29 protein-coding genes, 1 tRNA gene and 1 riboswitch are annotated in these 26,999 nt (G+C 64.7%); of the genes, 10 read left to right on the forward strand and 20 right to left on the reverse strand.

What is annotated here, in order from left to right; genetic code table 11:
• Window positions 1–22: 22 nt before the first annotated feature.
• The 14 genes from LPB04_RS21590 to glyA all read right to left on the reverse strand — a co-directional run bounded on the left by LPB04_RS21590 (window position 23) and on the right by glyA (window position 12,826).
• The gene (locus LPB04_RS21590; RefSeq protein WP_193686492.1) at window positions 23–2,416 is read right to left on the reverse strand and encodes a response regulator; all 2,394 of its coding nucleotides are present in this window, start codon (window positions 2,414–2,416) and stop codon (window positions 23–25) included.
• A complete protein-coding gene (locus LPB04_RS21595; protein ID WP_193686493.1) occupies window positions 2,416–3,018 on the reverse strand; it encodes a YfiR family protein in 603 nt (200 codons plus the stop codon). The genes LPB04_RS21590 and LPB04_RS21595 overlap by 1 nt, the downstream gene beginning before the upstream one ends.
• A gap of 2 nt (window positions 3,019–3,020) precedes the next feature.
• Window positions 3,021–4,895, reverse strand: a complete 1,875-nt coding sequence (locus LPB04_RS21600; RefSeq protein ID WP_227496527.1) for a TonB-dependent receptor plug domain-containing protein — start codon at window positions 4,893–4,895, stop codon at window positions 3,021–3,023.
• Between the two features lie 352 nt (window positions 4,896–5,247).
• Window positions 5,248–5,883: a riboflavin synthase gene (locus tag LPB04_RS21605; RefSeq protein WP_193686495.1), complete on the reverse strand. Its 636-nt coding sequence runs from the start codon at window positions 5,881–5,883 to the stop codon at window positions 5,248–5,250.
• A 2-nt stretch (window positions 5,884–5,885) separates the two neighbouring features.
• The gene (gene ribD / locus LPB04_RS21610) at window positions 5,886–6,995 is read right to left on the reverse strand and encodes a bifunctional diaminohydroxyphosphoribosylaminopyrimidine deaminase/5-amino-6-(5-phosphoribosylamino)uracil reductase RibD (protein ID WP_267878228.1); all 1,110 of its coding nucleotides are present in this window, start codon (window positions 6,993–6,995) and stop codon (window positions 5,886–5,888) included.
• 17 nt (window positions 6,996–7,012) lie between these two features.
• A complete protein-coding gene (locus LPB04_RS21615) occupies window positions 7,013–7,573 on the reverse strand; it encodes a GspH/FimT family pseudopilin (RefSeq protein WP_193686496.1) in 561 nt (186 codons plus the stop codon).
• Window positions 7,570–8,004 carry a type IV pilin protein gene (locus tag LPB04_RS21620; protein ID WP_193686497.1) on the reverse strand — a complete coding sequence of 145 codons (435 nt, stop codon included), beginning with the start codon at window positions 8,002–8,004 and terminating at the stop codon, window positions 7,570–7,572. Before LPB04_RS21620 ends, LPB04_RS21615 begins: the two co-directional genes overlap by 4 nt.
• A gap of 19 nt (window positions 8,005–8,023) precedes the next feature.
• Window positions 8,024–8,650, reverse strand: coding sequence for a pilus assembly protein (locus tag LPB04_RS21625; RefSeq protein WP_193686498.1), 627 nt, complete (start codon window positions 8,648–8,650; stop codon window positions 8,024–8,026).
• On the reverse strand, window positions 8,647–9,567 hold the full coding sequence (locus LPB04_RS21630) for a PilW family protein (protein ID WP_227496528.1): 921 nt from the start codon (window positions 9,565–9,567) through the stop codon (window positions 8,647–8,649). The genes LPB04_RS21625 and LPB04_RS21630 overlap by 4 nt, the downstream gene beginning before the upstream one ends.
• Entirely contained in the window at window positions 9,564–10,100 is a 537-nt protein-coding gene (pilV, locus tag LPB04_RS21635) for a type IV pilus modification protein PilV (RefSeq protein ID WP_227496529.1), read from the reverse strand. The genes LPB04_RS21630 and pilV overlap by 4 nt, the downstream gene beginning before the upstream one ends.
• Before the next feature lie 191 nt (window positions 10,101–10,291).
• A complete protein-coding gene (locus tag LPB04_RS21640; protein WP_193686499.1) occupies window positions 10,292–10,624 on the reverse strand; it encodes a hypothetical protein in 333 nt (110 codons plus the stop codon).
• Window positions 10,625–10,643: 19 nt separating this feature from the next.
• Window positions 10,644–10,883, reverse strand: coding sequence for a type IV pilus modification PilV family protein (locus tag LPB04_RS21645; RefSeq protein WP_193686500.1), 240 nt, complete (start codon window positions 10,881–10,883; stop codon window positions 10,644–10,646).
• A 115-nt stretch (window positions 10,884–10,998) separates the two neighbouring features.
• Window positions 10,999–11,457: a transcriptional regulator NrdR gene (nrdR, locus tag LPB04_RS21650; RefSeq protein WP_193686501.1), complete on the reverse strand. Its 459-nt coding sequence runs from the start codon at window positions 11,455–11,457 to the stop codon at window positions 10,999–11,001.
• A gap of 121 nt (window positions 11,458–11,578) precedes the next feature.
• On the reverse strand, window positions 11,579–12,826 hold the full coding sequence (gene glyA, locus LPB04_RS21655; protein ID WP_193686502.1) for a serine hydroxymethyltransferase: 1,248 nt from the start codon (window positions 12,824–12,826) through the stop codon (window positions 11,579–11,581).
• Between the two features lie 110 nt (window positions 12,827–12,936).
• A riboswitch (ZMP/ZTP riboswitch) is annotated at window positions 12,937–13,035 on the reverse strand.
• 138 nt (window positions 13,036–13,173) lie between these two features.
• Between glyA and LPB04_RS21660 the strand changes: the two genes are divergently transcribed.
• Entirely contained in the window at window positions 13,174–13,920 is a 747-nt protein-coding gene (locus LPB04_RS21660) for an SDR family oxidoreductase (RefSeq protein ID WP_193686503.1), read from the forward strand.
• A 28-nt stretch (window positions 13,921–13,948) separates the two neighbouring features.
• Here LPB04_RS21660 and LPB04_RS21665 read toward each other — a convergent pair whose 3' ends face one another.
• The gene (locus tag LPB04_RS21665; RefSeq protein ID WP_193686504.1) at window positions 13,949–15,046 is read right to left on the reverse strand and encodes a hypothetical protein; all 1,098 of its coding nucleotides are present in this window, start codon (window positions 15,044–15,046) and stop codon (window positions 13,949–13,951) included.
• A gap of 415 nt (window positions 15,047–15,461) precedes the next feature.
• Between LPB04_RS21665 and ybgC the strand changes: the two genes are divergently transcribed.
• The 8 genes from ybgC (at window position 15,462) to LPB04_RS21705 (ending at window position 20,961) form a co-directional block, all read left to right on the forward strand.
• Complete coding sequence (gene ybgC / locus LPB04_RS21670) at window positions 15,462–15,866, forward strand: tol-pal system-associated acyl-CoA thioesterase (RefSeq protein ID WP_193686505.1); 405 nt, start codon at window positions 15,462–15,464, stop codon at window positions 15,864–15,866.
• A 25-nt stretch (window positions 15,867–15,891) separates the two neighbouring features.
• Window positions 15,892–16,575 (forward strand): protein TolQ, encoded by a 684-nt coding sequence (tolQ, locus tag LPB04_RS21675; protein ID WP_193686506.1) that lies wholly within the window; start codon window positions 15,892–15,894, stop codon window positions 16,573–16,575.
• 15 nt (window positions 16,576–16,590) lie between these two features.
• Window positions 16,591–17,022, forward strand: a complete 432-nt coding sequence (locus LPB04_RS21680; RefSeq protein ID WP_193686507.1) for a biopolymer transporter ExbD — start codon at window positions 16,591–16,593, stop codon at window positions 17,020–17,022.
• A 25-nt stretch (window positions 17,023–17,047) separates the two neighbouring features.
• On the forward strand, window positions 17,048–18,085 hold the full coding sequence (gene tolA / locus LPB04_RS21685; protein ID WP_193686508.1) for a cell envelope integrity protein TolA: 1,038 nt from the start codon (window positions 17,048–17,050) through the stop codon (window positions 18,083–18,085).
• Window positions 18,086–18,120: 35 nt separating this feature from the next.
• Window positions 18,121–19,386, forward strand: a complete 1,266-nt coding sequence (tolB, locus tag LPB04_RS21690) for a Tol-Pal system beta propeller repeat protein TolB (protein WP_193686509.1) — start codon at window positions 18,121–18,123, stop codon at window positions 19,384–19,386.
• Window positions 19,387–19,436: 50 nt separating this feature from the next.
• Window positions 19,437–19,958, forward strand: a complete 522-nt coding sequence (gene pal, locus LPB04_RS21695; RefSeq protein ID WP_193686510.1) for a peptidoglycan-associated lipoprotein Pal — start codon at window positions 19,437–19,439, stop codon at window positions 19,956–19,958.
• Window positions 19,959–20,054: 96 nt separating this feature from the next.
• Window positions 20,055–20,813, forward strand: coding sequence for a tol-pal system protein YbgF (gene ybgF, locus LPB04_RS21700; protein ID WP_193686511.1), 759 nt, complete (start codon window positions 20,055–20,057; stop codon window positions 20,811–20,813).
• A gap of 72 nt (window positions 20,814–20,885) precedes the next feature.
• Window positions 20,886–20,961: transfer RNA gene (locus LPB04_RS21705), tRNA-Lys, on the forward strand.
• A 57-nt stretch (window positions 20,962–21,018) separates the two neighbouring features.
• Here LPB04_RS21705 and LPB04_RS21710 read toward each other — a convergent pair.
• Together LPB04_RS21710 and LPB04_RS21715 are read right to left on the reverse strand one after the other, a co-directional pair.
• Window positions 21,019–21,456 carry a GYD domain-containing protein gene (locus LPB04_RS21710; RefSeq protein WP_227496530.1) on the reverse strand — a complete coding sequence of 146 codons (438 nt, stop codon included), beginning with the start codon at window positions 21,454–21,456 and terminating at the stop codon, window positions 21,019–21,021.
• 262 nt (window positions 21,457–21,718) lie between these two features.
• Window positions 21,719–23,299 (reverse strand): methyl-accepting chemotaxis protein, encoded by a 1,581-nt coding sequence (locus LPB04_RS21715; protein WP_193686512.1) that lies wholly within the window; start codon window positions 23,297–23,299, stop codon window positions 21,719–21,721.
• A 272-nt stretch (window positions 23,300–23,571) separates the two neighbouring features.
• On the opposite strand from LPB04_RS21715, the gene LPB04_RS21720 reads away from it, so the two are divergent.
• Window positions 23,572–23,928 (forward strand): hypothetical protein, encoded by a 357-nt coding sequence (locus LPB04_RS21720; protein ID WP_193686513.1) that lies wholly within the window; start codon window positions 23,572–23,574, stop codon window positions 23,926–23,928.
• Window positions 23,929–24,000: 72 nt separating this feature from the next.
• On the opposite strand, the gene LPB04_RS21725 is transcribed toward LPB04_RS21720, so the two are convergent.
• Genes LPB04_RS21725 through LPB04_RS21735 form a run of 3 tightly spaced genes read right to left on the reverse strand, consistent with a single transcriptional unit; the run spans window position 24,001 to window position 26,995 of the window.
• Window positions 24,001–24,807, reverse strand: coding sequence for an ABC transporter ATP-binding protein (locus LPB04_RS21725; protein ID WP_193686514.1), 807 nt, complete (start codon window positions 24,805–24,807; stop codon window positions 24,001–24,003).
• Window positions 24,808–24,819: 12 nt separating this feature from the next.
• Window positions 24,820–25,761, reverse strand: coding sequence for a nitrate ABC transporter permease (ntrB, locus tag LPB04_RS21730; protein ID WP_227496531.1), 942 nt, complete (start codon window positions 25,759–25,761; stop codon window positions 24,820–24,822).
• 28 nt (window positions 25,762–25,789) lie between these two features.
• Window positions 25,790–26,995, reverse strand: coding sequence for a CmpA/NrtA family ABC transporter substrate-binding protein (locus LPB04_RS21735; protein ID WP_193689143.1), 1,206 nt, complete (start codon window positions 26,993–26,995; stop codon window positions 25,790–25,792).
• Window positions 26,996–26,999 lie beyond the last annotated feature (4 nt).

Consider the following 26,999-nt stretch of genomic DNA (forward strand, 5'->3'; position numbering starts at 1 on the left):
CGCGCGTGTGCGGCCGCTGCCGCTAGGCGGCGACGCCACGCAGTATTTCCTCGAGCTCATCGACCCGATACGGCTTGGTCAGGCTCGCGTATCCATGGGCGCCCGGGCCACCCTCGGCTCGCCCGACGCCGGATGCAATGACGACCCGCAATCCAGGCTGCGCCTTGCACAATGCATCGGCCAGCGCCAGACCGGATATCCCCGGCAGATTCAGGTCCGTCACCAGTGCGTCGAACAGCCCGGGGTGGAAGGCCTGCAAGCCGTCCTCGCCGCTGCCGACGGCCGTTACGCGGTGGCCGAGCATGGTCAGGATTTCCTGCAGCAGCGAGCGGTTGTCCGGGTCGTCTTCCACCACCAGCAGGCGCAGCGATTGCGCGTCGACGGCCACCCGGCCGGCGACGTCGGCGCTGTCCTGGCGCATGCGCTCGACCTGGCGGGTATTGGCGAACACATGACGGATCTTGCGTGCCAGATCTTCTCCGCGGTAGGGTTTGCTGATGAGTTCGACGCCAGGATCGAGCCTGCCGCCGTGGACGATGGCGTTGCGCGTGTAACCCGACGTAAACAGCACTGAAATGCCGGGATGCAGCGACTTCGCAAGGCGCGCCAGTTCGGGACTGCGCACGCTGCCGGGCATGACGACATCCGTGAACAGCATATCGATGTCCTTGTGCTCGTTCAGGATGATGGCCGCCGCGTCGCCGTTGTCCGCCTTCAGCACGCGATACCCCAGCTGGGACAGCATGTCGACCGCCGTGGCCTGGACCGCGAGGTCGTCTTCGACGACGAGCACCGTTTCCGAGCCGCCCACGACCTCGCCCGCCGTCATGTCGAATGCCTGCTCTTCGGCACTGTGCGAGCGCGGCAGATAAATCTTGATGGTGGTGCCCGAACCGACTTCGCTGTAGATCTTGATGTGGCCACTGCTCTGCTTGACGAAGCCGAATGCCATGCTCAGGCCGAGGCCCGTGCCTTCACCCTCGCGCTTGGTGGTGAAGAAGGGCTCGAAAGCGCGGGCCAGCACCTCGGGCGCCATGCCGCAGCCGGTGTCCGAGATCGCCAGCAACACGTATTGGCCGGCCACGACCTCCGGTTCGACGGCGGCATAGTGGTCGTCAAGCATCGCGTTGCCGAGTTCCAGGGTCAGCTTGCCGTGCCCCTTCATCGCGTCGCGTGCGTTGATTGCCAGGTTCAGTACGACGTTTTCAAGTTGATTCGGGTCGACCAGGGTGTTCCACAGGCCTCCGGTCACCGCAGTCTCCACTTCGACGCTTTCGCCCAGGGCGCGGCGCAGCATGTCGTCCATGTCGCGCAGGACCCGCCCGAGATTCGTCGGCGCCGGTTGCAGCGGTTGACGTCGTGCAAACGCCAGCAATTGCGACGACAATTTTGCACCACGTTCGGTCGCAAATTTGGCAGTCGAAAGGCGACGCTGTGCCTCGGCATTGTCCGGCAAGGTCATCGCAAGCAGTTGCAGGTTGCCGGCGATGACCTGCAACACGTTGTTGAAGTCGTGGGCGACGCCACCGGTCAATTGGCCGATGGCCTCCATTTTCTGCGCGTGGTGCAGCTGCTCGTTCGCTCGCTGCAGTTCCAGCGAGCGCGCCGCAATGCGCTCCTCGAGCGACAGGTTCAAATCGCTCATGGCGCGTTCGACCCGGGTACGCTCCTCGACCTCATGGGTGAGCGATGCATTGCTCTGCTCCAGTTTGGCGGCGTGCTGCCCGATCTCCGACAGCATGGTGTTGAACGCATCGACCAGCATGCCGGTTTCGTCGTCGGTGGTCTTGTTCACGCGTTTCGAGAAGTCGCGCTGCGCAATCAATTCGCGTACCGCGCCGGTCATTGCCTTCACCGGCCTGGTGACGGCGGACTGCAGCCACGCCGCGACCAGTCCGGCAACGAGCAGGCTGAGCGCCAGTGCCGCGCCAAACATCTTGAGGCCACGTTCGATGCGGGCATCGAGCGGATAGGCCGAGCGCAGGTAGATCGTGCCGAGTTTTTCCGAACCGCGCTTTATCGGACGAAAAATATGCATCACGTTACCGTCGATGATATGCGCCTGTGCGCTCGGCCGGCCCGGCGGCGCCAGCAATTGCGACTGCTCGCGCCCTGTGTAGGTCACGAACAGGCTGCCATCGGCGCGGTAGATCGCGGCCGACTGCACGCTCGGCCTTGCCTGCAGGCGCCCGAGCGTCGCCTCCGCACTTGGCTTGTCTTCGAACTCCAGGGCGGCGATGCTGACCTGTGCCAGGATGTCCGCCTGGGACGTCAGTTCCTCGAGTACGCCGGTGCGGAAGTCCTCGATGTCATAGGCCAGGTTCGCCAGTCCGGAAACGAACACCGCGGTAAACGTCGTCGCCATGACGGCAACCATGAATTTGCGCGAAATCGAGCGCCGTATCGAACTGAACATTATTTGCGTTTTTCCCTGATGACGGTCGCGGCAAGCGCCAGCAGTTGTGAACTCAGTCGCAGGCCGGCTTTTTCGGCAGACTCGAGTGAAATATCGAAGCGGATCCGTTCGTCCAGCAGACGGAAATTGATGACGCTGCCGCGCGAGAGCGCATCGTCCGATTCGGTGACGACCAGGATCGAGCGTGACGCCGCCTGGTCGATCATGGCGCCGGCCCGGACGGCGTAGCCATCGCCCAGGTACAGGATATGAATATTGTCGAGCGCATCGCCGTTGCGCAGGCGCCGCACGGCGATCGTACCCTTGACCGGATCGCGCACGGCCGACATCTGGGACAGGCTGTTGGCCACGTCGTCGGCACCGACGATACCGATGACGATACGGCCGTTGGGCGGCGGCGCGGCACGAACCGGCCACTCGACATAGTTGCCCAGCTTCGACAGGTAAGCGGCCTTGACGACGCTTTCCGACGGCGGGCCGAGTTGCGCGCAGGCGTCGTGCGCCGGCAAGCCCGCGAGCACAAACGCGAACACGAGCGCGAGGGGCGCCACCAGGAAACGGCGAACCGGGCCAGCGAGCAGCCCGGTGCATGAACGGAGCATGATTACAGGCGCCACACCAGGTTCACCCCGACTGCGCGTTCATACACGCTGCGGTTCGCCCCACCGCCGAATTCCGGGTGCGCGGAGTCGAGCAGGTTGCGTCCGTTGACCGAGAGATCGAGGCCGGGACTGACGCGCCAGGTGTAGTTGATATCGAGGGCTTCGTAGGCGGGCACCTCCGGACGGCTCAACTTGCCGTGATGGCGAAGCAGCACGTCGAGGGTCTGGCCCCGGGCGACATCCCAGGAAGCGCGCAGGTTCCAGTAGTTGCTCGGGTCGCTGGTCGCCAGGCCCGTTGCCGCACTGGCGTCCCTGCTCTCCGGTTCGGTCGTGGTACGGACGTGTTGCGCCACGAAGCCGGCCGACAGCCGCAGCGCCTCGGCCGCCTCCCAGGTCGACCACATCTCGATGCCCCTGGTACGGCCGTTGGCGAGATTGCTGAACACCGATCCGGGGCCGCGCGTATTCGGTTCGAGCGTGCGCAGGCGGTCATAGTCGCTGGCAAAGGCGGTGACTGAATACGACAGTGCCGGCGTGGCCTGGATGCGGTAGCCCAGTTCGAGCACAGCGGCCACTTCCGAGCGGAAGTCGGGCCCGCCGGCCAGCGCGTAACGCGGCACGCCGCCCACGACCGGGGGATTGGACGGGCTGTAGAAATCGCGGTCGATGCGCGACGGCGCCCGTACCGTGCGCGATGCCGACGCCCAGGTGAGACTGCTTCCGGTAGGCTTCCACGCGAGCCGCAAGGTCGGCAGGAATTCGAGGCCGGTGTAGTTATTGTGTTCCAGCTTGGCGCCGGCGATCAGGCGCACGGTATCGGTCACGTCGATTTCGTCCTGCACGAAGACATTCCCCCAGTGCAGGTTCAGGTCGCCCGGCAGGAAGGCGAACGCGGCGCCATTGTCGATGCGATCGAAGGCCTGGCGGTAACCCGCGCCCCATACGACGCGGTGGCGCTCGGCCAGCATGACCGAACTTTGCAGTTGGACGTCGATCGTATTCAGATGCTCGATGAAAGCGCCGGGCTGGTTGCGCTCGGTAAAATCCCAATACGCCTGGGCAGTGAGCTCCGAGCCCCCGGACAAGCGAATCGACTTGCGGCCGAGCAGGTTCGCACCCGCAATGCGGATGTCGCGTGTGCCCTGCTGGTGCAAGGCGCCGGTGTACGCATCGCCCTGGACAGTCGCCGTGTCCGTCCCCTGCCCCCAGTCGGCGCGGAACCCGGCCTGCGAGCGTTTCCATCCGGTCGGGCTGGCCGAGCCGTTTTCGCGTCCGATGTCATCGTGCCCGGACGACTTGAGGTAGGTCCGGTAGCGAAGGCCGCCGGCAAGCGCACCGCCATACCGCACCGAGCCCGTTACCAGGTCGCGGTCGTAGCTGGCGCTGACCTGCGTGCCCTGGGTTGCGCCCGCGCCTTTGGTAATGATATTGATGACGCCGTTCACGGCGTTGGCGCCCCACATGGTTGCACCCGGACCGCTGATGACCTCGATGCGCTCCACATCTTCCAGCACCACATCCTGCGCGTCCCAGAATACGCCCGAAAACAGGGGGCTGTAGACGCTACGGCCATCGATCAGCACCAATAACTTGTTCTCGAAGGCGCTGTTGAAGCCGCGTGCGGTGACGGCGTAGTTACGTGCATCGACACGCGCAACCTGCAGGTTGGGGGCAAGCCGCAAGGCCTCCGGCAAGCTCGATGCGCCTGCGCGCCGGATACTTTCCCCGGAGATCACGAAAATCGAGGCGGCCGCATCGGCTACCGGCTCGGACCGGCGCGAGACCGAGGTCACGCGGACATTCGACAAGGCCTCGAGACTCAGACTGGCGATATCGTCGGGGTCGGTTTCCCTGGCGTGGCAAGGCAAGGCGAGCACAGTGGCTGCGACGACGACTGCTCGGCAAAAATTTTCCATAACGGGGCGAATCGATTCTTTACGATAGTGGCAGTGCAAAGGCAGTTACGGCAGGAGGTAACCGCGAGCAGGGTTCGCCGGACAGGACCGATAGCCGGCGAGCAGGTATGAGGGTGAGCCAATACAACTTGCCATTGTAGCAGTTGTATTGATAATTTAATGAAACTTTCCCAGCGGAACGGACGATGCGAGCCGCCCGGCGCTGCGAAAGCGCCGGCACGAACGCAAGCGTGAGGACGTCAACCCCGGACGCGGGGCGGGGGCGTCCGGGCGCGTGCTCCGCAGGCGGAAAGCGGGAGCGCCCGGCCGCTTGTTATCTGGCGCCGGCGGACGCCGACAGCATGCGCTCGACGTAACGCGCGATCAGGTCGATCTCGAGGTTCACCTGCGAACCGGCGCGCAGGTGTTTCAAGGTCGTGACTTCGATCGTGTGCGGAATCAGGTTGATCGAGAAGCGGCACACACCGGCGCCGTCCACGCTCAGGTCTTCCACGCGGTTGACGGTCAGCGACACGCCGTTCACCACGATCGAGCCTTTATAGGCGAGGAACTTGCCCAGCTCCTGGGGGGCGTCGATCACCAGTTCACGCGATTCGCCGACCGGCTCGAAGCTGTGCACGCGGCCCAGGCCGTCGACGTGGCCCGATACCAGGTGGCCGCCAAGGCGCTCGGCCAGGGTCAGCGCCTTTTCCAGGTTGACTTCGCCCGGCGCGTCCAGGCCGACGGTCTTGCTCAGGCTCTCGCGCGACACATCGACCGAGAAGCTCGACCCGGTCTTCTCGACCACCGTCATGCAGGCGCCGTTGATGGCGATCGAGTCGCCCAGCGCGACGTCCGCCAGCGGCAGGCCGCCGGACTCGATCTGCAGGCGCACGCCCGCGTCCAGGCCACCCGCCAGCGGCGCGACCGAATTGATTTTGCCGACAGCGGCGACGATTCCAGTAAACATGCTTAGTCCTCAGTATGGTTCTTGTTCAGTCTTGCCAGGATGCGCAGGTCGGCGCCGACCTGCGTGACGGCGTGGAAGCGCAATGCGACCTTGTCCGCCAGGCGTTTCAAAGGCGGCAGCGCGAACATGCCCTGCCCGCTGCCGATCAGGCTTGGCGCGAGATACACCAGCAGCTCGTCGACGCAGCCCTCGCGCACCAGCGAGGCGTTCAGTTTCGAGCCCGCCTCGACGTGTACTTCGTTGATCTCGCGCCGGCCCAGCTCCAGCATCAGCGCCGGCAGGTCTACCTTGCCATGCGCGTTCGGCAGCAGGATGACCTCGTGGCCAGCCGCCCGCAGCTGCGCTGCCTTCTCCGGATCCGGTACGGCCGCCACGATCCAGCAGGGATCGCCCTGCAGGATGCGCGCGTCCATGCCGATCTCGAAGCGGCTGTCGACGATCACGCGGCGCGGCTGGCGCGCGCCTTCCACGCCGCGCACCGTCAGCTGCGGATCGTCCGCCTTGACGGTACCGATGCCGGTCAGGATGACATTGGCGCGCGCGCGCCAGGCATGGCCGTCCTGACGGGCTTCGGGGCCGGTGATCCACTGGCTCTCGCCGTTCTCCAGCGCCGTCATGCCGTCCAGGCTGGCCGCCGTTTTCAGACGTACCCACGGACGGCCATGGCGCATGCGCGAGAAGAAGCCGATGTTCAGTTCATATGCCGCGTCGGCCAGCAGGCCGGATGCGGTCGCGATACCGGCCGCTTCCAGCTGCGCCATGCCGCGCCCGGCGACCAGCGGGTTGGGATCGCCCATCGCGGCCACCACGCGGCCCAGGCCCGCCTCGACCAGCGCCTTCGAGCAGGGGGGCGTGCGGCCGTAGTGGCTGCACGGTTCCAGCGTGACGTAGGCCGTGGCGCCGCGTACGTCGTTGCCGCGGGCGGCGGCATCGCGCAGGGCCTGGATCTCGGCATGCGCCTGGCCGGCGGGCTGGGTGTGGCCGGCGCCGATGACTTCGCCATCGCGCACGATCACGCAGCCCACGCGCGGGTTGGGCGCAGTGATGTACATGCCTTTTGCGGCCCATTCGAGGGCCAGCGCCATCGCGTCGGTATCGTTCGTGATCTGCACAGTGTTCTTGATTGGTTCTAGCCGGGTGCCGCCGTGCCGTCGCAATTGGCGTCGCGTTCCGGATCACAGGTGCGCGCCCGGCCCAGCATGTTAATTTTTATACGGCGGATCGCCCCGCCCTGAAACAGCGACAGCGTGCCCCAGCGTGCGGTGGCACTACCGGTTGCGCCGCAGCTGCGCCCGGCGCCATTGTAGGCGATGTAATACGGGGCTGCAGGACTCGTGAAGGCAAAGGCCGCCCTCACCCCGGCGGGCAGCGCCTCGTGCACGGACAGGATGTCGTCCCCGGCGCCTGGCGCCCCGTCGCCGTCGCGGTCCGCGAACACGGTCCAGCCTTGGGTCCAGTCGATGCCGCCGGCGTCGCGCGGCAGCAGCAGGATGCGCTGGTTGCGGGCGATCGCCTGCGCCCGCGCCAGGCTGATCGCGCCGAACAAGTCGTCCGTCGCCGCGCGCAGCTGCCGGGCGCGCAGCAATCCGGCGAGGTCGGGCAAAGCAAGACCCAGCAGGACGGCAGCGATGGCAAGGACGGTCAGCAGTTCGGGCAGCGAAAACCCCTGCCGGGCGGACGTTCGCTTCATGGCCAGCAACGCGTCGACTGCCCGCTCGCGCCCTGCTCGCCCCTGCTGCTCAGGGTCAGCGTGCCGCATTCCGGATCGGTGAAGCGGGCATCGACGTTCCCCGTGCCGGGCCGCGCCCGCAGCCGCACGCAGTCGCGCAGTTCGCTGCCCGGACAGGCCTCGGCGTCCAGTTCGTAATAGCTGGCGGCGGCGGCACTCCCCGACCACCACGGGAGTCCGTCCACCGGCTCCGCCTTCGAGAAGGCGGCATAGGTATGGTGGGTGGCGTGGTACTGCTCCTGCTGAAGCATGGCCGCGACCAGTGCGACTTTCCCCTCCATGCGGCGCGTGCGCGTCAGGTAGCCGGCATAGCTCGGCCAGGCCAGGCTGGCCAGCACGGAGACGATGAGGAGCACGACCATCGCTTCGATCAGGGTGAAACCGCGTCCCATGGCGCTCTCCTCGGTAGGGTCAATGCGATGCGGCCTGGTGCAGCTCGGGCCAGTTGGCGATCTCGCGCCAGCCCAGGCGTTTGCCGGCGGCGCCCCCGGCGGCACGCCGGTAGTAGCTCTGCAGGACGACGATCGTCGCCGGGTCGGCGCCGACGCCCAGCGCGGTGACGCGAAACACCGGATGAGTCCCCGGCAGCAGTTCGACCAGGTAGCGTGGCGCGGCGGCCGGCAGTGTGCCGGCACCCGTCGGCAGCGCGCGCCCGCTGAAGCGGCCGTATGCGACGCCGGCGCCGCCTGCCAGGTCGGCCGCCTGCCAGGCGGGCGGTGCGGCGCCGCTCGCCGCCTTGCACAGACCCGTCTTCTCGGCCCGGCCGGCGCAGCGCTCGACAAAGGCGCTTCCGTCGGGCGCGCTGAACATCGCGGTACGCGGCGATGCGGCCCCTGCAGCGCCTTCGATATCGCGTTCGGCATCGAGCAGCGCCGCTTCGGCCGCCGCGTGCGCCACCTGGCGGTCGCGTTCGTAGCGTGCCGACCGGGCGCCGGCCAGCGCGGCGCGCGTGCTCGAGAGCGACATCATCAGGAGCGCCAGCATCAGGAACAGCATGGTGATGAGCGCCGCGCCGCGCTCGCGTCGGAATGGCCTCATGGCTGGGCTACCGCAATCGCGAATACGGCCGTGAACAGCCTGCGCGCCCGTGCCGGACCTTGGCCGCGCAGCTCGGCCTGCGCCAGCTGCACGCCCTGGTCGCTCGCCCCGTGCGCGGCACTGTAGGCCAGACCGAACAATGCATAGCCGTCCGGCTGCGGCGCCGCCGACGGGTGCTCGCCATGCAGCAGCAAGGCCACCTGCACGCTGGCGACACGCTTCCACCAGGTCTTTTCCTTGCGCTCGGCGGGCAGCAGCGCGGCATCGAGCGCGGCGATCGCGCCGGCGTTCACATAGCGGTTCGGGATGCCGTCCGGCGGCGTATCGCTGTCGAGCCCATACAGCACCTGGAAGCCGTCGACGCCGGCGACGACCGCGTCCGCGCTCCAGTTGGCCGCACCCCGGTATTTGCAGCGCAGCTCGGCCAGGCCGTCGGCGTTGCGGGCGACATAGAAGATGCTCCAGCCCTCCTTCGCGCCATGCACGGGAAAGCCCGCGCAATCGATCACGCTGCCGTCGCCGTCGGGCGCAGGGCCGGCGCCCGGGTAGCGCACCGCCAGCACGTCGCTGCCGTTGACCGCATTCGCCAGCGGACCGTCGATGGCGGCACTCGTTTTGACCAGCGAACGGCTGTCGAGGCCCGCCAGCGGCGCTGGCGCGTCCTTGTCCAGTCCCGCGCTGCCATGGCTCTCCCAATCGACAAAGGCGCCCTGGCGCACCGCGCGCCCGATCAGGGCCAGCGCATAGCGGCCCCCATCGTCGACGCCGGCCGCGTCTTCATGGGCGACATAGGCCTTGTTCGCGCCCGTCATCAGGACGGCGCCGGCCAGCAGCACGCCGAGACCGAGCGCCAGCGCGACCAGCAGTTCGGCCAGGGTCATGCCGGCCTGGCGCGGCGTCGGGCGGCGCATACTCATCCCGCAACCACCATCGTCACGAAGGGCGCCGCCGCGGAGCTGCCGGGCGCGCGCCAGCCCAGCTTGACGACTACCGGCGCATTCGCGCCGCCGGTGCAGCTCCACTCAACAGCCTGCAGCGCCGCATTCCAGCCGCCGCCGTCGCGGCAGATGGCAATTCGCCCGCCGGGAAAGGCGCCCTGCACGATGCGTGCCGTGTCGTAGAGGTCGAAGGCGGCCAGTTGGGCGGGATCGCAATCGGCGCCGCCGAAGCACTGGACGGGCGGCGCGGCCGGATCGCCGCCGGCCGCGTCGTAGTCGAACTGGAGATAGGGATTGGATGCATCCGGCAGCGCCATCTGCGCCGTGTTGACGCGCATGCGCGCGCCGAGCGAGGCGGCCAGTTGCACGGCTTCCGACTCGAGCGCGGCCTGCTGGCGCAGGCGCGCCGCCGCTACCTGCGTGCTCGCGGCGCCGGCCACGCCGAGCGCCAGCACGCACATGGCGACCAGGACTTCGACGAGCGTGAAGCCTTCGATGCGGCAGCCTTGCAAGGATCACCTCCACAGTTCAGGCGCGTGAATTCGCGCGAGCTGAGAAGTTATCAGTACGTCCTCAGGCGCTCCTGCGCTGGCTCAAACGTGCGCGGGCTACGCCAACCAGGCTGATGTAGAGCGGCCTTGGGTGTCCCAGAAATATAAAAGGGGACCTAAGTCCCCGTCTAACTGCACGTTACTAAGCTTGCTTAACCTTGGCCGTCCTTATCCTGACGGTCAAGCTGAGCTTCAATTGCTGCGATACGTTCAGGTGATGGCGGCGGTCGCACTTCAACAACCAGGTTCGGATATGCACGGAACTTGTCAGGGTACGAATTGTTCAGCATCATCAACACCCACTTGCCGATCATGGTTGCCGCCTCGTCCTGGCCGCGCTCGTTCAATGCTGCCAGGCTGCTGAGGGTATCCTCGTACTCGGGCCTTTTCCGTTCAAGGGCACGACGATCAAGCAGTGTGGTATGCAGCGCATCGTCCTTCCCGTCACGGAGACTAAAGGCGATGAATGGTACATCTGGTCTCATACAACCTCCGTTCGTTAGTTTATTTAGGCCACTTCGCCTCGGCCTCTGCGCGGCAATTCTCCCACCGTTGCGCCACCTTTTTCATGCAAGCGCTGAACTCGGTTCTGGCCTCCCGGTGACGCTTGCGCTCGCCGGGTGTCAACTGCAGGCGCGCCGCCGCTACCTGCGTGCTCGCGGCGCCGGCCACGCCGAGCGCCAGCACGCACATGGCGACCAGGACTTCGACGAGCGTGAAGCCTCCGATGCGGCAGCCTTGCAAGGATCACCTCCACAGTTCAGGCGCGTGAATTCGCGCGAGCTGAGAAGTTATCAGCGAGGCGGAGCCCGCCCCTGCGCTCGCTCAAGCGTGCGCAAGCCGTCCAACGGTGTTTGATTTATTTGCGGGAGTGCCCGACTTCAGCCAGGGCCTGCTGGAACTCTGCCAGGTCCTTGAAGTCTTTATAGACGGAGGCGAAGCGGATGTAGGCGATTTCGTCGAGGCGCTTGAGCTCCTGCATCACGAGTTCGCCGACATAGCCGGTATCGACTTCGCGCCGGCCGCTGGTGAGCAGCTTTTCCTCGATCGAGGCGACGGCGGCGTCGATGGCCGCGGCCGGGACCGGGCGCTTGCGCAGCGCCAGCATCAGGCTGCCGCGCAGCTTGCTGCTGGCGAATTCGGTGCGGCTGCCGTTTTTCTTGACGATGATCGGCATCGACAGTTCGATGCGTTCGTAGGTGGTGAAGCGCTTGTCGCATTGCACGCAGCGGCGCCGGCGGCGGATGGCGTCGCCCTCCTCGGATACGCGCGTATCGAGGACCTGGGTGTCTTCATGCTGGCAGAACGGACATTTCATGGGCGCCGGTGGTACTTGGATGATGCTTGGGTGATGCTTGGGTAATGCAAAGGAACGGCACCCGTCAAACGGATTGCCGTTCCTGAACTCTACTACGTTTGCAACTGCATGGTGATTCTGCTTACTTGGCGTACACCGGGTACTTGTCGGTCAGCACTTTCACTTCCGCCTTGACGCGCTCGATGGTCGCGGCGTCGTGCGGATTGTCCAGCACGTCGGCGATCAGGTGGCCGACTTTCGTCGCGTCTTCTTCCTTGAAGCCGCGCGTCGTGAAGGCCGGGCTGCCGAGGCGGATGCCCGAGGTCACGAACGGCTTCTGCGGGTCGTTCGGGATGCCGTTCTTGTTGCAGGTCATGTGGGCCTGGCCGAGGATGGCTTCCGCTTCCTTGCCGGTGAGGCCTTTCGAACGCAGGTCGACCAGCATCACGTGCGACTCGGTACGGCCCGAGACGATGCGCAGGCCGCGTGCGATCAGCGCGTCGGCCAGGGCCTTGGCGTTCTTCACGACTTGCTGCTGGTAAGCCTTGAATTCCGGCTGCAGCGCTTCCTGGAAGGCGACGGCCTTGCCGGCGATCACGTGCATCAGCGGGCCGCCCTGGATGCCGGGGAAGATCGCGGAATTGATCTGCTTTTCGAACTCGGCCTTCATCAGGATGATGCCGCCGCGCGGACCGCGCAGCGATTTATGCGTGGTCGAGGTGACGAAGTCGGCGTATGGGACCGGATTCGGGTATTCGCCGGCGGCGATCAGGCCGGCGTAGTGGGCCATGTCGACCATGAAATACGCGCCGACTTCCTTGGCGATCTTCGCGAAGCGCTCGAAGTCGATGCGCAGCGCAAACGCCGAAGCGCCGGCGATGATCAGCTTCGGCTTGTGCTCGCGCGCCAGGCGTTCCATTTGCTCGTAGTCGATGTCTTCCTGCTCGGTCAGACCGTAGGAAATAACGTTGAACCATTTACCGGACATGTTCAGCGCCATGCCGTGGGTCAGGTGGCCGCCTTCGGCCAGCGACATGCCCATGATGGTATCGCCCGGCTTCAGCATGGCGAAGAACACGCCCTGGTTGGCCTGCGAGCCCGAGTTCGGCTGGACGTTGGCGGCTTCCGCGCCGAACAGTTGCTTGACACGGTCGATCGCCAGCTGCTCGGCGACGTCGACGTATTCGCAGCCGCCGTAGTAGCGCTTGCCCGGATAGCCTTCGGCATACTTGTTCGTGAGCTGGGAACCCTGCGCTTCCATGACGGCCGGCGAGGTGTAGTTCTCGGACGCGATCAGCTCGATGTGATCCTGCTGACGGGTGTTTTCCTTCTGGATGGCAGCCCACAGTTCCGGGTCAACCTTGGCCAGCGTGTAATCTTTTGCAAACATGAACAAAACTCCAATCGATAAGAGAACCGGACAACGGCTGTGTCGGATCGGCGCGCGGCCCAGGAAACAAACAGCTGCAGCCAGCCGCGCTGCAATGCACGCGAACCATTGTCGGCTGCCCAGGCGAACGGCGGATGAAATCTCACGTTCCCCGGTGGGTGCCCACCTTTCCCGCATCGCTGCGGTTTTCGCCAGTTACGTGAGACATAAATGGACTGGGGATTGTATGTGAAGTGCCCGCTGAGGGCAAGAAAAGCCCTGCCAGGCTGGCAACTACCTCGACCGATCTGGAAAGATGGTCTTTTCAGCTACAATCTCGAAGCACCAGCCACCAGAGGACACTTACCATGATCGTTTTCATCACCGGCGCTTCCGCCGGATTCGGCGCCGAAATGGCGCGCACCTTCGTTCGCAACGGCCACCAGGTCGTGATGGCGGCGCGCCGCATGGAACGCCTCGATGCGCTCGCGGCCGAGCTGGGCGAATCGGCGCTGCCGGTCGAGATGGACGTGACCAGCAAGAAATCGATCGACGAAGCGCTGGCCATGCTGCCGCAATCCTGGCGCCAGATCGACGTCCTGATCAACAATGCCGGCCTCGCGCTGGGCACGGCGCCAGCGCACGAGGCCCCGCTGGACGACTGGGAAACCATGATCGCCACCAATTGCCAGGGCCTGGTGACGATGACGCGCGCCCTGCTGCCGGCCATGGTCGAGCGCGGCAGCGGCCTGGTGATCAACCTGGGCTCGGTGGCCGGCCACTACCCCTACCCTGGCGGCAATGTGTACGGCGCCACGAAAGCCTTTGTCGAACAGTTTACGCTGAACCTGCGCGCCGACCTGGTCGGCACCGGCGTGCGCGCGACCAACCTGGCGCCGGGCCTGTGCGGCGGGACCGAATTCTCGAACGTGCGCTTCAAGGGCAATGACGAGGCCGCGGCGAAAGTGTATGAAGGCACGACGCCGCTGACCGCCAAGGACATTGCCGAGACGGCGTACTGGATCGCGACCCTGCCGCCGCATATCAACGTCAACAGCATCGAGATGATGCCGACCTGCCAGGGCTTCTCGCCGTTCAACATCAAGCGCGCCTGATTCGTCGCACCGGATGGCCGCAACCCGGTCAGCCGGGATGCTGCTCGACCAGGTTCCTGGAGCCGAGGGCTTCGAATGCGCGCTGCAGGAACAAGCGTGTCAACAAATACCCGCCCAGCAATCCGATCACGCCAAAATAGGTCAGGGTCGCCAGGGCAAGCGAACGGCTGCCGGGACCACCGAAGGAAGCGGCCATCTCGTTGCCGACGCCGAGCATCGCCTGGCCAACCCGGTCGCTGTTAACCAGGGATACGCCGACGATAATCTTGGTCAACCAGTCGGAAATTTGCTCCAGGTTCGTGTTGACCGCGGTTGAAGGCGCCCGGGTGTGCACGGGTTCCGGACGCGCGCCGCCTGCCGGGTTGACGGATGGCAGCGCTCTCTGGTCTTTCCCGGCAATTGCCTCGGCGTTTTTCAGTGCGTTCGTCTTCTCCAGCAAAACAGCCTCGGCATTGCGTTTGTTTTCGCGAAGTCCGGCAAGCGCCTTGCTCGAGGCCAGGACCTGCGGGTCTCCGTCCGCTCCGGCTCCGGCCGCGGTGCGCAGGCGCGCCAGGGCGGCCTCGGCGTCGGTCACCTGTTTTCCGATTCCGTCCACTTCCCGCGCCGCCTCCTCCTTTTCTCTCGCAGCAAGAGCGACTGTCCCTCTGGCCGCTGGACTCTCGTTCCAACGGGTTGAGGCCGCAACCGTCGTGCGCGCCGTGTCGGACGAGAGGGAACGCGGAATGCCGAAAATGAAGCCCAGGAAGGCGCCGACGGCGCAACAGGCAAAGGCCCACAGCAATCCGGCCCAGCGCGCCGCGTTCCTGGTTTTTCCCTCTGTAACAAGCCGTGCACGGACCGATTCGGCCTGCGCCGCCATTGCCTTCGGATCCGGCACCCTTCCCGCAGTGCCGGCCGTTCCGCCGGCCGGCGTTGCCGCCGGGGCCGGCTTTGATTCCGCCGCGGACTTCGTCGCGGGCGCCGCCACACCTGGGCCCGCCGGCGTCCCGGCAACGGTGGCCGGCACGACGACTTCGATCGAGAAAACGAGGAACAGGCCTCCGAGGAACAGGGCGCCGAGCATGGCAACCATGACATACCAGACACTTTCGTCCACACTGCCCGGCAGCATTTGTCGAACTTTCATGGTGCCTCCGCCAGTCGAGACTACCTGTACATAGTGGCGCTGCGCGCGGCCCGACGTCAATTCCGGACGCCACCGCCATCGTCGTTCTCAGGCAGAGCGCGAATGAACTCGCGAGAGTGTCGCCTTATGCAAACACTGTTTTGCCGATCAATTTCCCGCGGTTAGGTGCTGCGCCGCCGCCCTGCGCCAGTGCAGCCCCACCCACACACCCTTATCCGCATGTGCGCTCCGGATACGATAATTGTGAGAAAGTGTTACAGTTATTGTCCTGACAGCGTTGTCTCTCGTCTACTACGCCGCGCTCCACGGATTTCCGATCGAACACACCGCCGCGCTGTCCCCGGCGGTGTGTCTGCTAGCGCACATTTGTGGCGATAGCGTAAAATGTTTCTTTTTATCACTTATGGCAGAGAAGATGCCGGCGCTTTTCACCTGGACGGTACGGGTTTATTACGAAGATACGGACGCGGGCGGTATCGTGTTCTACGCGAATTACCTGAAATTTTTCGAACGTGCGCGCACCGAATGGCTGCGCGCCGCCGGCGTCGACCAGCAAGCCCTCATCGAGCGTGACGGCGTCGGCTTCGTCGTCAAGCATGCCAGCATCGATTACCACGCGCCTGCCCGCCTCGACGACGAATTGACCCTGACGCTCACCATTGAAAAGCTCGGCCGCGCCTCGGTCCAGTTCGTCCAGCAGGCCTGGAAAGGCGACTCCTTGCTGGTCGAAGCGCAGGTCAAGGTCGGCTGCGTCGACCTCGCCACCGTACGGCCGCGCTCGCTACCTGGCGACGTGGCTGATAAAATGCGTGCCGCTTGACCCATTCAACAATATTGCATATCAGATGACACCAACCCACGACCTTTCCTTCCTTGCCCTCATCAGCAATGCGCACGCGATCGTGCAGCTCATCATGCTGCTCCTGCTGGTGCTGTCCGTGGTCAGCTGGTCGTACATCTTCCGCAAACTGTTTGCCATCCGCGCCGCCCGCCGCCAGACCGAGCAGTTCGAGCGCAGCTTCTGGGCCGGCGGCAACCTGCATACCCTGCACCAGTCCGCTTCCGCACAACGCGACCAGAGCGGCCCGCTGGCCCGCATCTTCGAAGCCGGCATGGGCGAATTCATCAAGGGCAAACAAGCCTCGCGCGACGCCCTCGACATGGGCGCCGTGCTCGACGGCTCGCGCCGCGCCATGCGCGCCGCCTTCCAGCGTGAACTCGACGGTCTCGACCTGCACCTGAACTTCCTGGCCTCGGTCGGTTCCGTGTCCCCGTACATCGGCCTGCTCGGCACCGTGTGGGGCATCATGAATGCCTTCCGCGGCCTGGCCAGCGTCCAGCAGGCGACGCTCGCCGTGGTCGCGCCCGGCATCGCCGAGGCGCTGATCGCCACCGCAATCGGCCTGTTCGCCGCGATCCCGGCCGTCGTCGCCTACAACCGCTTCACGCACGACATCGACCGCCTCGCGACCCGCTTCGAGAGCTTCGTCGAGGAATTCTCGAACATCCTGCAGCGCCAGTCGCGCTGATCCGGGGAGTCGACCATGGCCTTTTCCAGCAGCATGCGCGGCGGACGCCGCAGCAAACTGAAATCCGAAATCAACGTCGTGCCGTATATCGACGTGATGCTGGTGCTGCTCATCATCTTCATGGCGGTGCCGGCCAACCAGACCCCGAACGTGGTCAACCTGCCGAACGCCGAGAAATCGGCGCTGCCGCCGGACACCTATATCCACATCACGGTGAAACCCGACGCCACGCTGTCGATCGGCGTCAGCGGCAAGGAAACGGTCGCCGCCGAATCGCTGCCGGACCGCGCCGCCCTCGTCGCCCGCCTGCGCGAACTGCACGAGAGCAATCCGGATTACCCAGTGATGATTTCCGGCGACCGCGACAGCAAATACGCCGACGTGATCGAACTGATTTCGGAATCGAAGAAGCTCGGGATTAACCGCGTCGGTCTCGCAACGAAGTAGGTAATAAAAACAAGCAATGTCTGCAATGAAGCCAGCCACCCACGGCAGTCCGTACACGGTACCGCCAGAACCGAACCGCGTGCCAGCCATCGTGCTGGCGGTGGCGGCGCACGCCCTGCTGCTGGCCTTCCTGTGGATCGGCATCAGCTGGCAGAACACCGAACCGCCCGCGGTCGAGGCCGAGGTCTGGGACATGAAGGTGCAGTCGGCCGCCGCGCCCGCATTGCCGCCTCCGCCGCCACCGGAAGCCGTCGAACCCGAGCCGCAGCCCGAGCCGGCGCCCGTCACCCCTCCTCCTCCTCCGCCGAAGGTCGTGGAACCCGAGCCCGTGAAGCCGGCCGCACCGGACATCAATCTCGAACGCGAGAAGAAGCTGGCCGAGCAGAAGAAGCAGCGCGAACGCGAACAGCTGGAAAAGAAGGAACGCGAACGCGAGCTGGCCGAACAGAAGGAACGCGAAGAGCTGAAGGCAAAAGAGTTGGCCGACAAGAAGTTGGCGGACAAGAAGAAGCTCGCCGAGAAAAAGGAACTCGAGAAGAAGGAACTCGAGAAGAAAGAGCTGGAAAAGAAAGAGCTCGCGAAGAAAGCCGAAGCCGAGAAACTGGCCGCCGAAAAAGCGGACGCGGAGAAGAAGAAAAAAGTCGCCGCCGAGAAAGCCGCCAAGGCGAAAGCCGAGGCCGCCGAGCAGGCCAAGCTCGACAAGCTGCGCGATGCCGAACTCAAGCGCATTACCGGCGCCGCCGGCAGTGGCGGCGAGGCGCAGAAATCGAGCGCGCCGAAGATCGACGCCGGCTACATCGGCAAGCTGACGGCCCTCATCAAGAGCAATACGACCTTTGCCGGCAGTACCGATGTGCCCGGCAATCCGAAAGCCGTGTTCAAGGTCGAGCTGCTGCCGACCGGCGAAATCTTGTCGGTGCGTCTGAGCAAGAGCAGCGGCGTGCCGCAGTTCGACGATGCGGTGGAGCGCGGCATTAACAAATCGTCACCACTTCCTAAAAAGAAAGATGGTACGGTGGAACGCACAATCGTGGTCAATTTCTCCATGAAAGACCTGGACTGATCGCATCTGAACAATCTTTGCCGAGAAAAGAACGCATGAAAAAACTTCATTATTTGTTATTTTCCGCCACCCTCCTGATCGGGTCGGCAGCCAATGCACAGCTGCAAGTGGAAATCGCCGGCGTCGGCAGCAACCAGATCCCGGTGGCGGTCGCCGCCTTTGCCGATGAATCGATGGCGCCGGAACAGATCTCGGCCATCGTCCGTGCCGACCTCGAGCGCAGCGGCGTCTTCAAGGTCATCAACGCCGGCCAGGCCATCAGCGACAGCGCCAGCATCGACGCCAGCAGCTGGAAGGCGCGCGGCGCCGATGCACTGGTGGTCGGCAGCGTCCAGAAGCAGCCCGACGGCCGCTTCGCCGTGCGCTATAAACTCTACGACACGGTCAAGGGCGGCCAGCTCTCGCAGCTGGGCAACGAAGTGCAGCCGCGCTTCACCCGCCTGCAGGCGCACCGCATCGCCGACGACGTCTACGAAAAGCTGACCGGCACGCGCGGCATCTTCTCGACCCGCATCGCCTACGTGAAGGAAAACCGTGCCGGCCGCGACTTCGTGCTGGCCGTGGCCGACGCCGACGGCGAGAACGAAATCATCGCCGCCCATGGCCGCGAACCGATCATCTCGCCGTCCTGGTCGCCCGACGGCGGCAAGGTCGCCTACGTGTCCTTCGAGGACCGCAAGCCGGTCATCTACATGCAGGACCTGGTCACCGGCAAGCGCCGCGTGATCGCCAACGAAAAGGGCAGCAATTCGGCGCCGACCTGGTCGCCGGACGGCAGCAAGCTGGCGATCGCCCTGTCGAAGTCGGGCAACTACCAGGTGTACATCGTCAACGCCGACGGTTCTGGCCTGCGCCGCCTGTCGAACAGCAGCGGCATCGACACCGAACCGCATTTCTCGGCCGACGGCCAGAGCATCTATTTCACGAGCGACCGCAGCGGCGGCCCGCAGATCTACAAGATGAGCGTCGCGGGCGGCAACGCCACCCGCGTCACCTTCAACGGTAATTACAACATCAGCCCGCGCGTGTCTCCGGACGGCAAGACCCTGGCCTGGATTTCCCAGCGCGACGGCGGCTATTCCCTTTACGCAAAGGACCTGGCGAGCGGCCAGGAACTGCGCCTGGCCGATGGGGCCTCCGAACCGAGTTTTTCGCCGAACGGCAAATACATCATGTATGCGAACAAGTCTGGCGGGCGTGTCGCGCTGGCGGTCGTATCGACGGATGGTCGGGTCAAGCAGCGCTTGTCCACCAAAGCGGGAAACATCAGGGAGCCCAGCTGGGGTCCCTTCATGAAGTAAAAGAACCAAGTTAGCACCCCCATCACCAACCCAAAACCAGGAGAAAAACCATGCGCAACGTTAAGAGTGTGTCCTTCATCATCGCCACCGCTGCCCTGCTCGCAGCCTGCAAATCGCCAACGCCAGTCGCCGAGCCGACCGTTGTCGAGCGTGCCCCGACCGCAGCGCCGACCACCGACCCGCGCGACGTGCGTCCAGTCGAAACCGCGACCGTCGATCCGCTGAACGATCCAAAAGGCGTCCTGGCAAACCGCAGCGTCTACTTCGACTTCGACAGCTACGTCGTGCGTGAAGACGGCAAGCCAGTGGTTGCCAACCACTCGCAATACCTGAACCAGAACAAGGGCCGCAAGATCCTGATCCAAGGTAACACCGACGATCGCGGCGGCAGCGAATACAACCTGGCCCTGGGCCAGAAGCGCGCCGAAGCCGTGCGCCGTGCGATGGCAAGCCAGGGCGTGGCCGAGAGCCAGATGGAAGCCGTCTCGCTGGGCGAAGAAAAGCCGAAGGCAACCGGTTCGGGCGAAGCCGCCTGGGCTGAAAACCGTCGCGCCGACATCGTCTATCAGTAATCCTTAAGCGTCAGTGAATTGACAGCGGGGCGGGTGCAGTGCAGACTGCTACCGCCCCGTTTTTCATTGCATCATTTGTAAAGAAAGAGCCACGACATGCCTAAATTGTTGTCCCCATCCCGCCTCGCCTGCCTGATGCTGGCCGCCTGGCTGCCGCTGCAGGCCTCCGCCGGCATCCTGGACGACGATGAAGCGCGCCGCGCGATCCTCGACCTGCGCGCGAAAGTCGACGCCATCACGCGCGATCTCACCACCCGCCTCGACGCCAAGGCGGACAAGAACGCCACGCTCGACCTGCTGAACCAGAACGAGCAGATGCTGGCCGAAGTCGCCAAGCTGCGCGGGCAGATCGAGGTGCTGGCCAATGAAGTGAGCAAGGCCCAGAACAACCAGCGCACGCTCTACTCCGACCTCGACGCCCGCATCAAGAAGCTCGAACCGCGCGCGGAAACCATCGACGGCCAGACGGCGCAGGTGCTGCCTTCGGAAAAGCAGGCCTACGACAGCGCGATGGAAGTCTTCAAAACCGGCGACTACAAGCGCGCCGCGGGCGCCCTGCAGGACTTCGTCAAGCGCTTCCCGGACTCGGCCTACGCCGCCAACGCCCAGTACTGGCTCGGCAACGCGTATTACGCCCAGCGCGACTACAAGAACGCGATCGCCGCCCAGGAAGTCGTGACCACGACCTACGCCAGCAGCGCCAAGGCACCGGACGCGATGCTCAATATCGCCACCAGCTACGCCGAGCTCAAGGACAAAGTCAAGGCGAAGAAGACCTTGCAGACCCTGGTCTCGAAGTTCCCCGATTCGCAAGCCGCGCAGTCCGCCAAGGACCGCCTGGCCACCCTGAAATAAGGTTCTTCGGCAACATCTGGACGCTGCACGTTTGACAGCACGGCGACGACGCCCTATAATCTTGCTTCTTTCGGGTCGTTAGCTCAGCTGGTAGAGCAGCGGACTTTTAATCCGTTGGTCGCAGGTTCGAATCCCGCACGGCCTACCAAGTTTCAACAAAACGCCAACCTTCGGGTTGGCGTTTTTGTTTCTGCAGTCTTCCCGTTCATTCATTTCCACCTTGCGCACCTGACGCAAGATGCCCACCCTCGCCTTCCCAGTTGGCGACCTCAGCGGCCATGTTTTGGCCCGGTGGACGATAGGTCACGGTCTTGGTGACGGCTGCATCGATTTCCTGGGGCGTCAGCAGCACCGTCGTCTTGCACGTGGTGACGCCGGAGGCATCGACCCTGAGCGCCAGCGCCGCGGCAGTGGCGTTGTCGGGAAGCTCGCCGATGATAACGACATCCCTGTCGCCGAAGACGAAATAAAAGGCTTCGACCTTCCCGCCCAGCGAGTGGAATAATTGATCGACAGCCTCGCGCCGCCGCGTGCCGCCTTCCTTCAGCAGCCCGTTGATTCCCTCGCTGAGATAGCTCGCTTCAATCAGATACCTGGCCATGTGAGGTCCTTCCAGAATGATGTTCCCGACGGAAAGATTCACTTCATGCACCTGCCAGCGGCCCTAGATCGCCGCCGTGTCGCCCGGCCGCCGGTTTGCGTGGACGATGTTTGACAGTTCGCTGGGCCCGGCGGTTCAACCGGCGCGCATGCGAGCAAAAAGTTGGAACAAAAACCGTATCATCGTGAGCGTTACTGGCAAGTTTACTCCGTTGGTCGCAGGTTCGCATCCCGCACGGCCTGCCACGAATACACAGAAAGCCCACGAATTTGCGTTCATGGGCTTTTTGCTTTTCAGAGGTCCGTCAGGCGAGCGCTGGCAGCGACTGCCGAGGCATGCCGGCCAGCTGGAAGCGCGACACCACCGCCGTCAGCTGCGCGGCCTGTTCCTGCAAGGAGGCGGCGGCAGCGGCAGCTTCCTCGACCAGGGCGGCGTTGCGCTGCGTGGTCTCGTCGATCTGGACGATGGCCTTGTTGATTTCTTCGATACCGGAATGCTGCTCGACACTGGACGCCGAGATCTCGCCCACCACGTCGCGCACACGCCGCACGCTGGCCACGACCTGCTCCATGGTCGTGCCGGCCCGCTGCACCAGCACCGTGCCTGAATCCATCTGCTGCACCGAATCGTCGATCAGGCCCTTGATCTCCTTGGCCGCCAGCGCGCTGCGCTGCGCCAGGCTGCGTACTTCCGATGCGACGACCGCGAATCCGCGTCCCTGTTCACCCGCGCGCGCAGCCTCGACCGCCGCGTTCAGCGCCAGGATATTGGTCTGGAAGGCGATGCCGTCGATGACGCCGATGATGTCGACGATCCTGCGCGAAGCGGCGCTGATGGCGCCCATGGTCGTGATGACCTCGCCCACGACCTTGCCGCCGTCGGCGGCCACGTTCGATGCCGACTGCGCCAGCTGGTTGGCCAGGCGCGCATTGTCGGCATTCTGGCGCACGGTGGCCGTCAGCTCTTCCATGGCCGACGCGGTTTCCTCGAGCGAGCTGGCCTGGCCTTCGGTGCGGGCCGACAGGTCCATGTTGCCGCTGGCGATTTGCGCCGATGCCGTGGCGATCGCATCGGTCGAGCCGCGTACCTGGCCTACCACCAGCGCCAGGCTCCGGTTCATGTCGCGCAGCGAGCTCATGACCATGCCGGTTTCATCGCGGCTGTCCACCTCGATCTGCGCCGTCAGGTCGCCGCCCGCAACCCGCTTCGCCACGCTGACCGCTTCCCTCAGCGGCCTGGCCACCATGCGCGCCATCCACACGGCCAGCGCCACGCCGACGCCGACCAGCAGCAGCAATGCACCGATGATCAGCTTGCGCGACATGTCGAACACCTGCCCGGCCACCTGTTCGGATGCACCGCTGCCCTCGTCGTTGTATTTGGCGAGCGCTTCGAATCCCTCGTTGATCTTGCGATAGACCTTGTTCGACGCGCCCTTGAACAACGCCCGCGCTTCGTCCTTGCTGCCGGCGTGCGAGAGCGCGGTCAACCTGGCGCTTTCCGCCATGTAGGCAGCCAGGTTTTCCTGTAACTCTGCATAGATGCGCTTTTCCTCGGGGTCGGACACGAGCGCAGCCAGCGCTTCCTGTTGCCTGCCCATGGTGTCGCGCCGGGTCGCGAGCGACTTGTCGACCGTCTTCATGTCGGCCTCGTCGTCCTGCAGGATGTGCGTTGCTTCCGAAATCCTGAAGCGCGCCAGCGAGGTCTGCACCTCGCCGATGTGGCGGATGGCCGGCATCCAGTTTTTGGCAATATCGCTGGATGAATTGCCGACTTTTACCAATTGAACGATTGAAAATACGCCCAACAGGCAAGTCATGCCAATGACGAGGGTAAACGCGACCAGCAGCTTGCTGGCAATCTTGAGGTGCTGGAACCAGCGCATCGATGTCTCCGATCTTGTTGATGAGGCTTTTGTTATGTAAGTGCTGACTTCGATTATTGGGGCCCCAGCCTTTCAGTTCGGTTTCAATTTCCTAAAAACAAGAAAAACGCCAACCGCGGGTTGGCGTGTCGATCTCGTTTCCCATCATCGGTTAATTGCTCATGCACAATATTGCCCCATGGAATTTCTCTACACTGGGAACCAGGGCGCCGAGACAAGCAGATCTGCGAAGTCATCGGCACCACCTCCCCCACCACTCACTGGAGACCCGCATGCCCCACTCGATCCGATTTCTGCTCGCCGCTGCCCTGCTCGCCTCTGGCGTCGCCAATGCAGCTTCCCCCGCGCCGGCACAGGCGCCGCTCCGGCCCACCCTGGAACAGATGAGCCAACTGGAAGGCGTGTACAGCCTTGCCAACGGCAAGCGGGTGCATATCGTCCAGGGGGACGACCGGCTGTATGCCGAGCTGAACAAAAACGAGCGATTCGAGCTATTCGTTGCCGGACAGGACACGCTGGCTTCGCGCAACGGCCGCGTTACCGTCCGCCTGGCGCAGCCGGGCAATGCCGAGCCCCTGCTCGCGCTGCGCCCGGCGGACGCACCCCAACTGCTGCTGACTTCCCTGTAAGCTGCGCCCGCGCCGCCTCGAAGCAAAAACGCCAACCACCGGGTTGGCGTTTTCATTTTCGTTTTCAGCCCCTCATGCCGCCTGCGCCGCCGGGTGCGCCTGCTTCCGGTACAGGAACTCCAGCACGGCGCTGCGGTGCGCCGTATAGCGTGGATCCTGCGCCAGCGCGACGCGGTCGCGCGGACGTTCCAGCCCTACCTCCTCGATCTCGCCGATGGTGGCGGCCGGCCCGTTGGTCAGCATGACGATCCGGTCCGACAGCAGCACCGCTTCGTCGACGTCGTGCGTGACCATGACCACGGTGGACTTCGTCGCGGCGACGATCTTGAGCAGCTCGTCCTGCAGGTGGGCGCGCGTCAGCGCATCGAGGGCGCCGAAGGGTTCGTCCATCAGGAGCACCTTCGGCTGCATCGCCAGCGCGCGGGCAATGCCGACGCGCTGCTTCATCCCGCCCGAGATCTCATGCGGCCGCTTGCCTTCGGCGCTCGTCAGGCCGACCAGCGCCAGCGCGTCCAGGGTACGCTCGCGCAGCCGGGCCCGCGTTTCGGTACGGCCGAAGACGCGCTCGACGCCGAGGTGGATGTTCTCGTAGCAGGTCAGCCAGGGCAGCAGCGAGTGGTTCTGGAACACCACCGCCCGCTCCGGCGAGGGTCCGGCGATTTCGCGATTCGCGCACAGCAGCACGCCCGCCGTCGGCTTCAGCAGGCCGGCGATCAGGTTGAGCAGGGTCGACTTGCCGCAGCCGGAATGGCCGATCAGGGTGATGAACTCGCCCTTGCGCACCGTCAGGTCGATGCCGCGCAGTGCCTGGAACACGCCCTTCTTCGTGGCGAACGCCATTTCCACGTTGGTGATGTCGATGAATTTTGGATGGTCCATGGTCGGCCTCTTTCAGTTGGCTGTTTGTTCGTGGGTGAGCGCACGGGCCAGCGCCATCAGCGCCTGTTCCAGCAGCAGGCCGACCACCCCGATGATGACGATGGCAATGATGATGTGCGCGACGTTCAGGTTGTTCCACTCGTCCCAGACCCAGAAGCCGATGCCCACGCCGCCGGTCAGCATTTCCGCGGCGACGATCACCAGCCAGGCGGTGCCGATCGCCAGGCGCACGCCGGTCAATATGTAGGGCAATGCGGACGGCAGCACGATCTTCGTCACGACCTTCCATTCGGACAGGTTCAGCACGCGCGCGACGTTCATGTAGTCCTGCGGCACGCGCTGGACGCCGACCGCGGTATTGATCACCATCGGCCAGATCGAGCAGATGAAGATCGACCAGATCGCCGCCGGGTCGGCCGACTTGAAGACCAGCAGGCCGATCGGCAGCCAGGCCAGCGGCGACACCGGCTTGAGCAGGCTGATGATGGGACCGAACATGCTGGCCGCAAAACGCACCCGGCCGATGACGAAGCCCAGCGGAATGCCGATCAATGCGGCCAGGCCGAAACCGAGCGCCACCCGTTTCAGCGAGGCCAGCACGTTCCAGCCGATACCCTGGTCATTCGGGGTATTGCGGTAGAACGGATCGGCGAACAGCACCAGCGCTTCCCTGAAGGTCGCCAGCGGCGACGGGAAGGCGCTGTTGCGGGCGGCAATGATTTGCCAGGCCAGCACCACCAGGGCGATGCCGGCCAGCGGCGGCAGGACCAGTTTCACCGCCGCGGAGAACGACCGGCCCGGCAGCGGGCGGCGCGCTGCCGGGGACGCCGGCCGCGGCGCCGCAGTGGACGCTGGAAGGGGCCGGGCCGGCTGCCCTGCGTTCATGGCGAGGATATCGGCTGCGGTGACCGCAGGCGGCAGTTCCTGCGCTTCGGATTTCAGCATGGCGCTCATGGTGTTTCCGTCTCTGGCGGGATCATGGTCAGACCTTGATCTTGAACGAGGCGGCGTAGGCTTTCGGGTTCCTGCCGTCCCAGACGGAGCCGTCCATCAGTTTCGAGCTGCGCAAGGGACTTTTCGGCACCGGCGTGCGCGTCATGGTGGCGGCTTCCTTGTACAGCTCGACCTGGTTGACCGCCGTGGCCACGGCCAGGTAGTCCGGATCGTCCTTCAGCAGGCCCCAGCGGCGGTGCTGGGTCATGAACCACATGCCGTCCGACAGCCAGGGGAAGTTGACGGCGCCCTCGTTGTAGAACTTCATGTGGTTCTGGTCGTCCCAGGTCCGGCCCAGGCCGTTCTGGTAGCGGCCCATGATGCGCTGGTCGATCGCGTCCTTGCTGGTGTTGACATAGGACTTGGCGGCGATGACCTCGGCCATCTTGTTCTTGTTGGCCAGCGAAGCGTCGATCCATTTGCCGGCTTCGAGGATGGCGGCCATCATGGCGCGGCAGGTATTCGGATTTTTTCTGGCGAAGTCCAGCGTGCAGCCCAGCACTTTCTCGGGATGGTCGCGCCAGATGTCCTGGGTGGTGGCGGCCGTGATGCCGATGCCGTCCATGATGGCGCGGTGCCCCCAGGGCTCGCCCACGCAGAAGCCATCCATGTTCCCGACCCGCATATTGGCGACCATCTGCGGCGGCGGCACCGTAATGACCTTGGCGTCCTTCATCGGATCGATGCCGTTGGCCGCCAGCCAGTAGTACAGCCACATCGCATGGGTGCCGGTCGGGAAGGTCTGGGCGAAGGTGTAGTCGCGTTTGTCCGTCCGCATCAGCTTCGCCAGCGAGGCGCCGTCGGTCGCGCCCTTGTCGGCCAGCGCCTTCGACAGCGTGATGGCCTGGCCGTTGTTGTTCAGGCCCATCAGCACCGCCATGGCCTTCGCCTGGCCGCCGATCCCCATCTGGACGCCGTAGAGCAGGCCGTACAGCACGTGGGCGGCATCCAGGTCGCCGTTGGACAGCTTGTCGCGCACGCCGGCCCAGGAGGCTTCCTTGCTGAGCACGAACTTGACGCCGTATTTTTTATCGAGGCCCAGGACCGAGGCCATCACGACCGACGCGCAGTCGGTCAGCGGGATGAAGCCGATCCTGATTTCCTCTTTTTCCGGCTTGTCCGAGCCCGCTGCCCACACGCCGCCGCTTGCCAGACCCAACAGGCTTCCTCCCACCAGCAGGCCTGCGCCATGCATGAGG

Source organism: Massilia litorea (assembly GCF_015101885.1).
Classification (GTDB): Bacteria; Pseudomonadota; Gammaproteobacteria; order Burkholderiales; family Burkholderiaceae_D; genus Telluria; species Telluria litorea.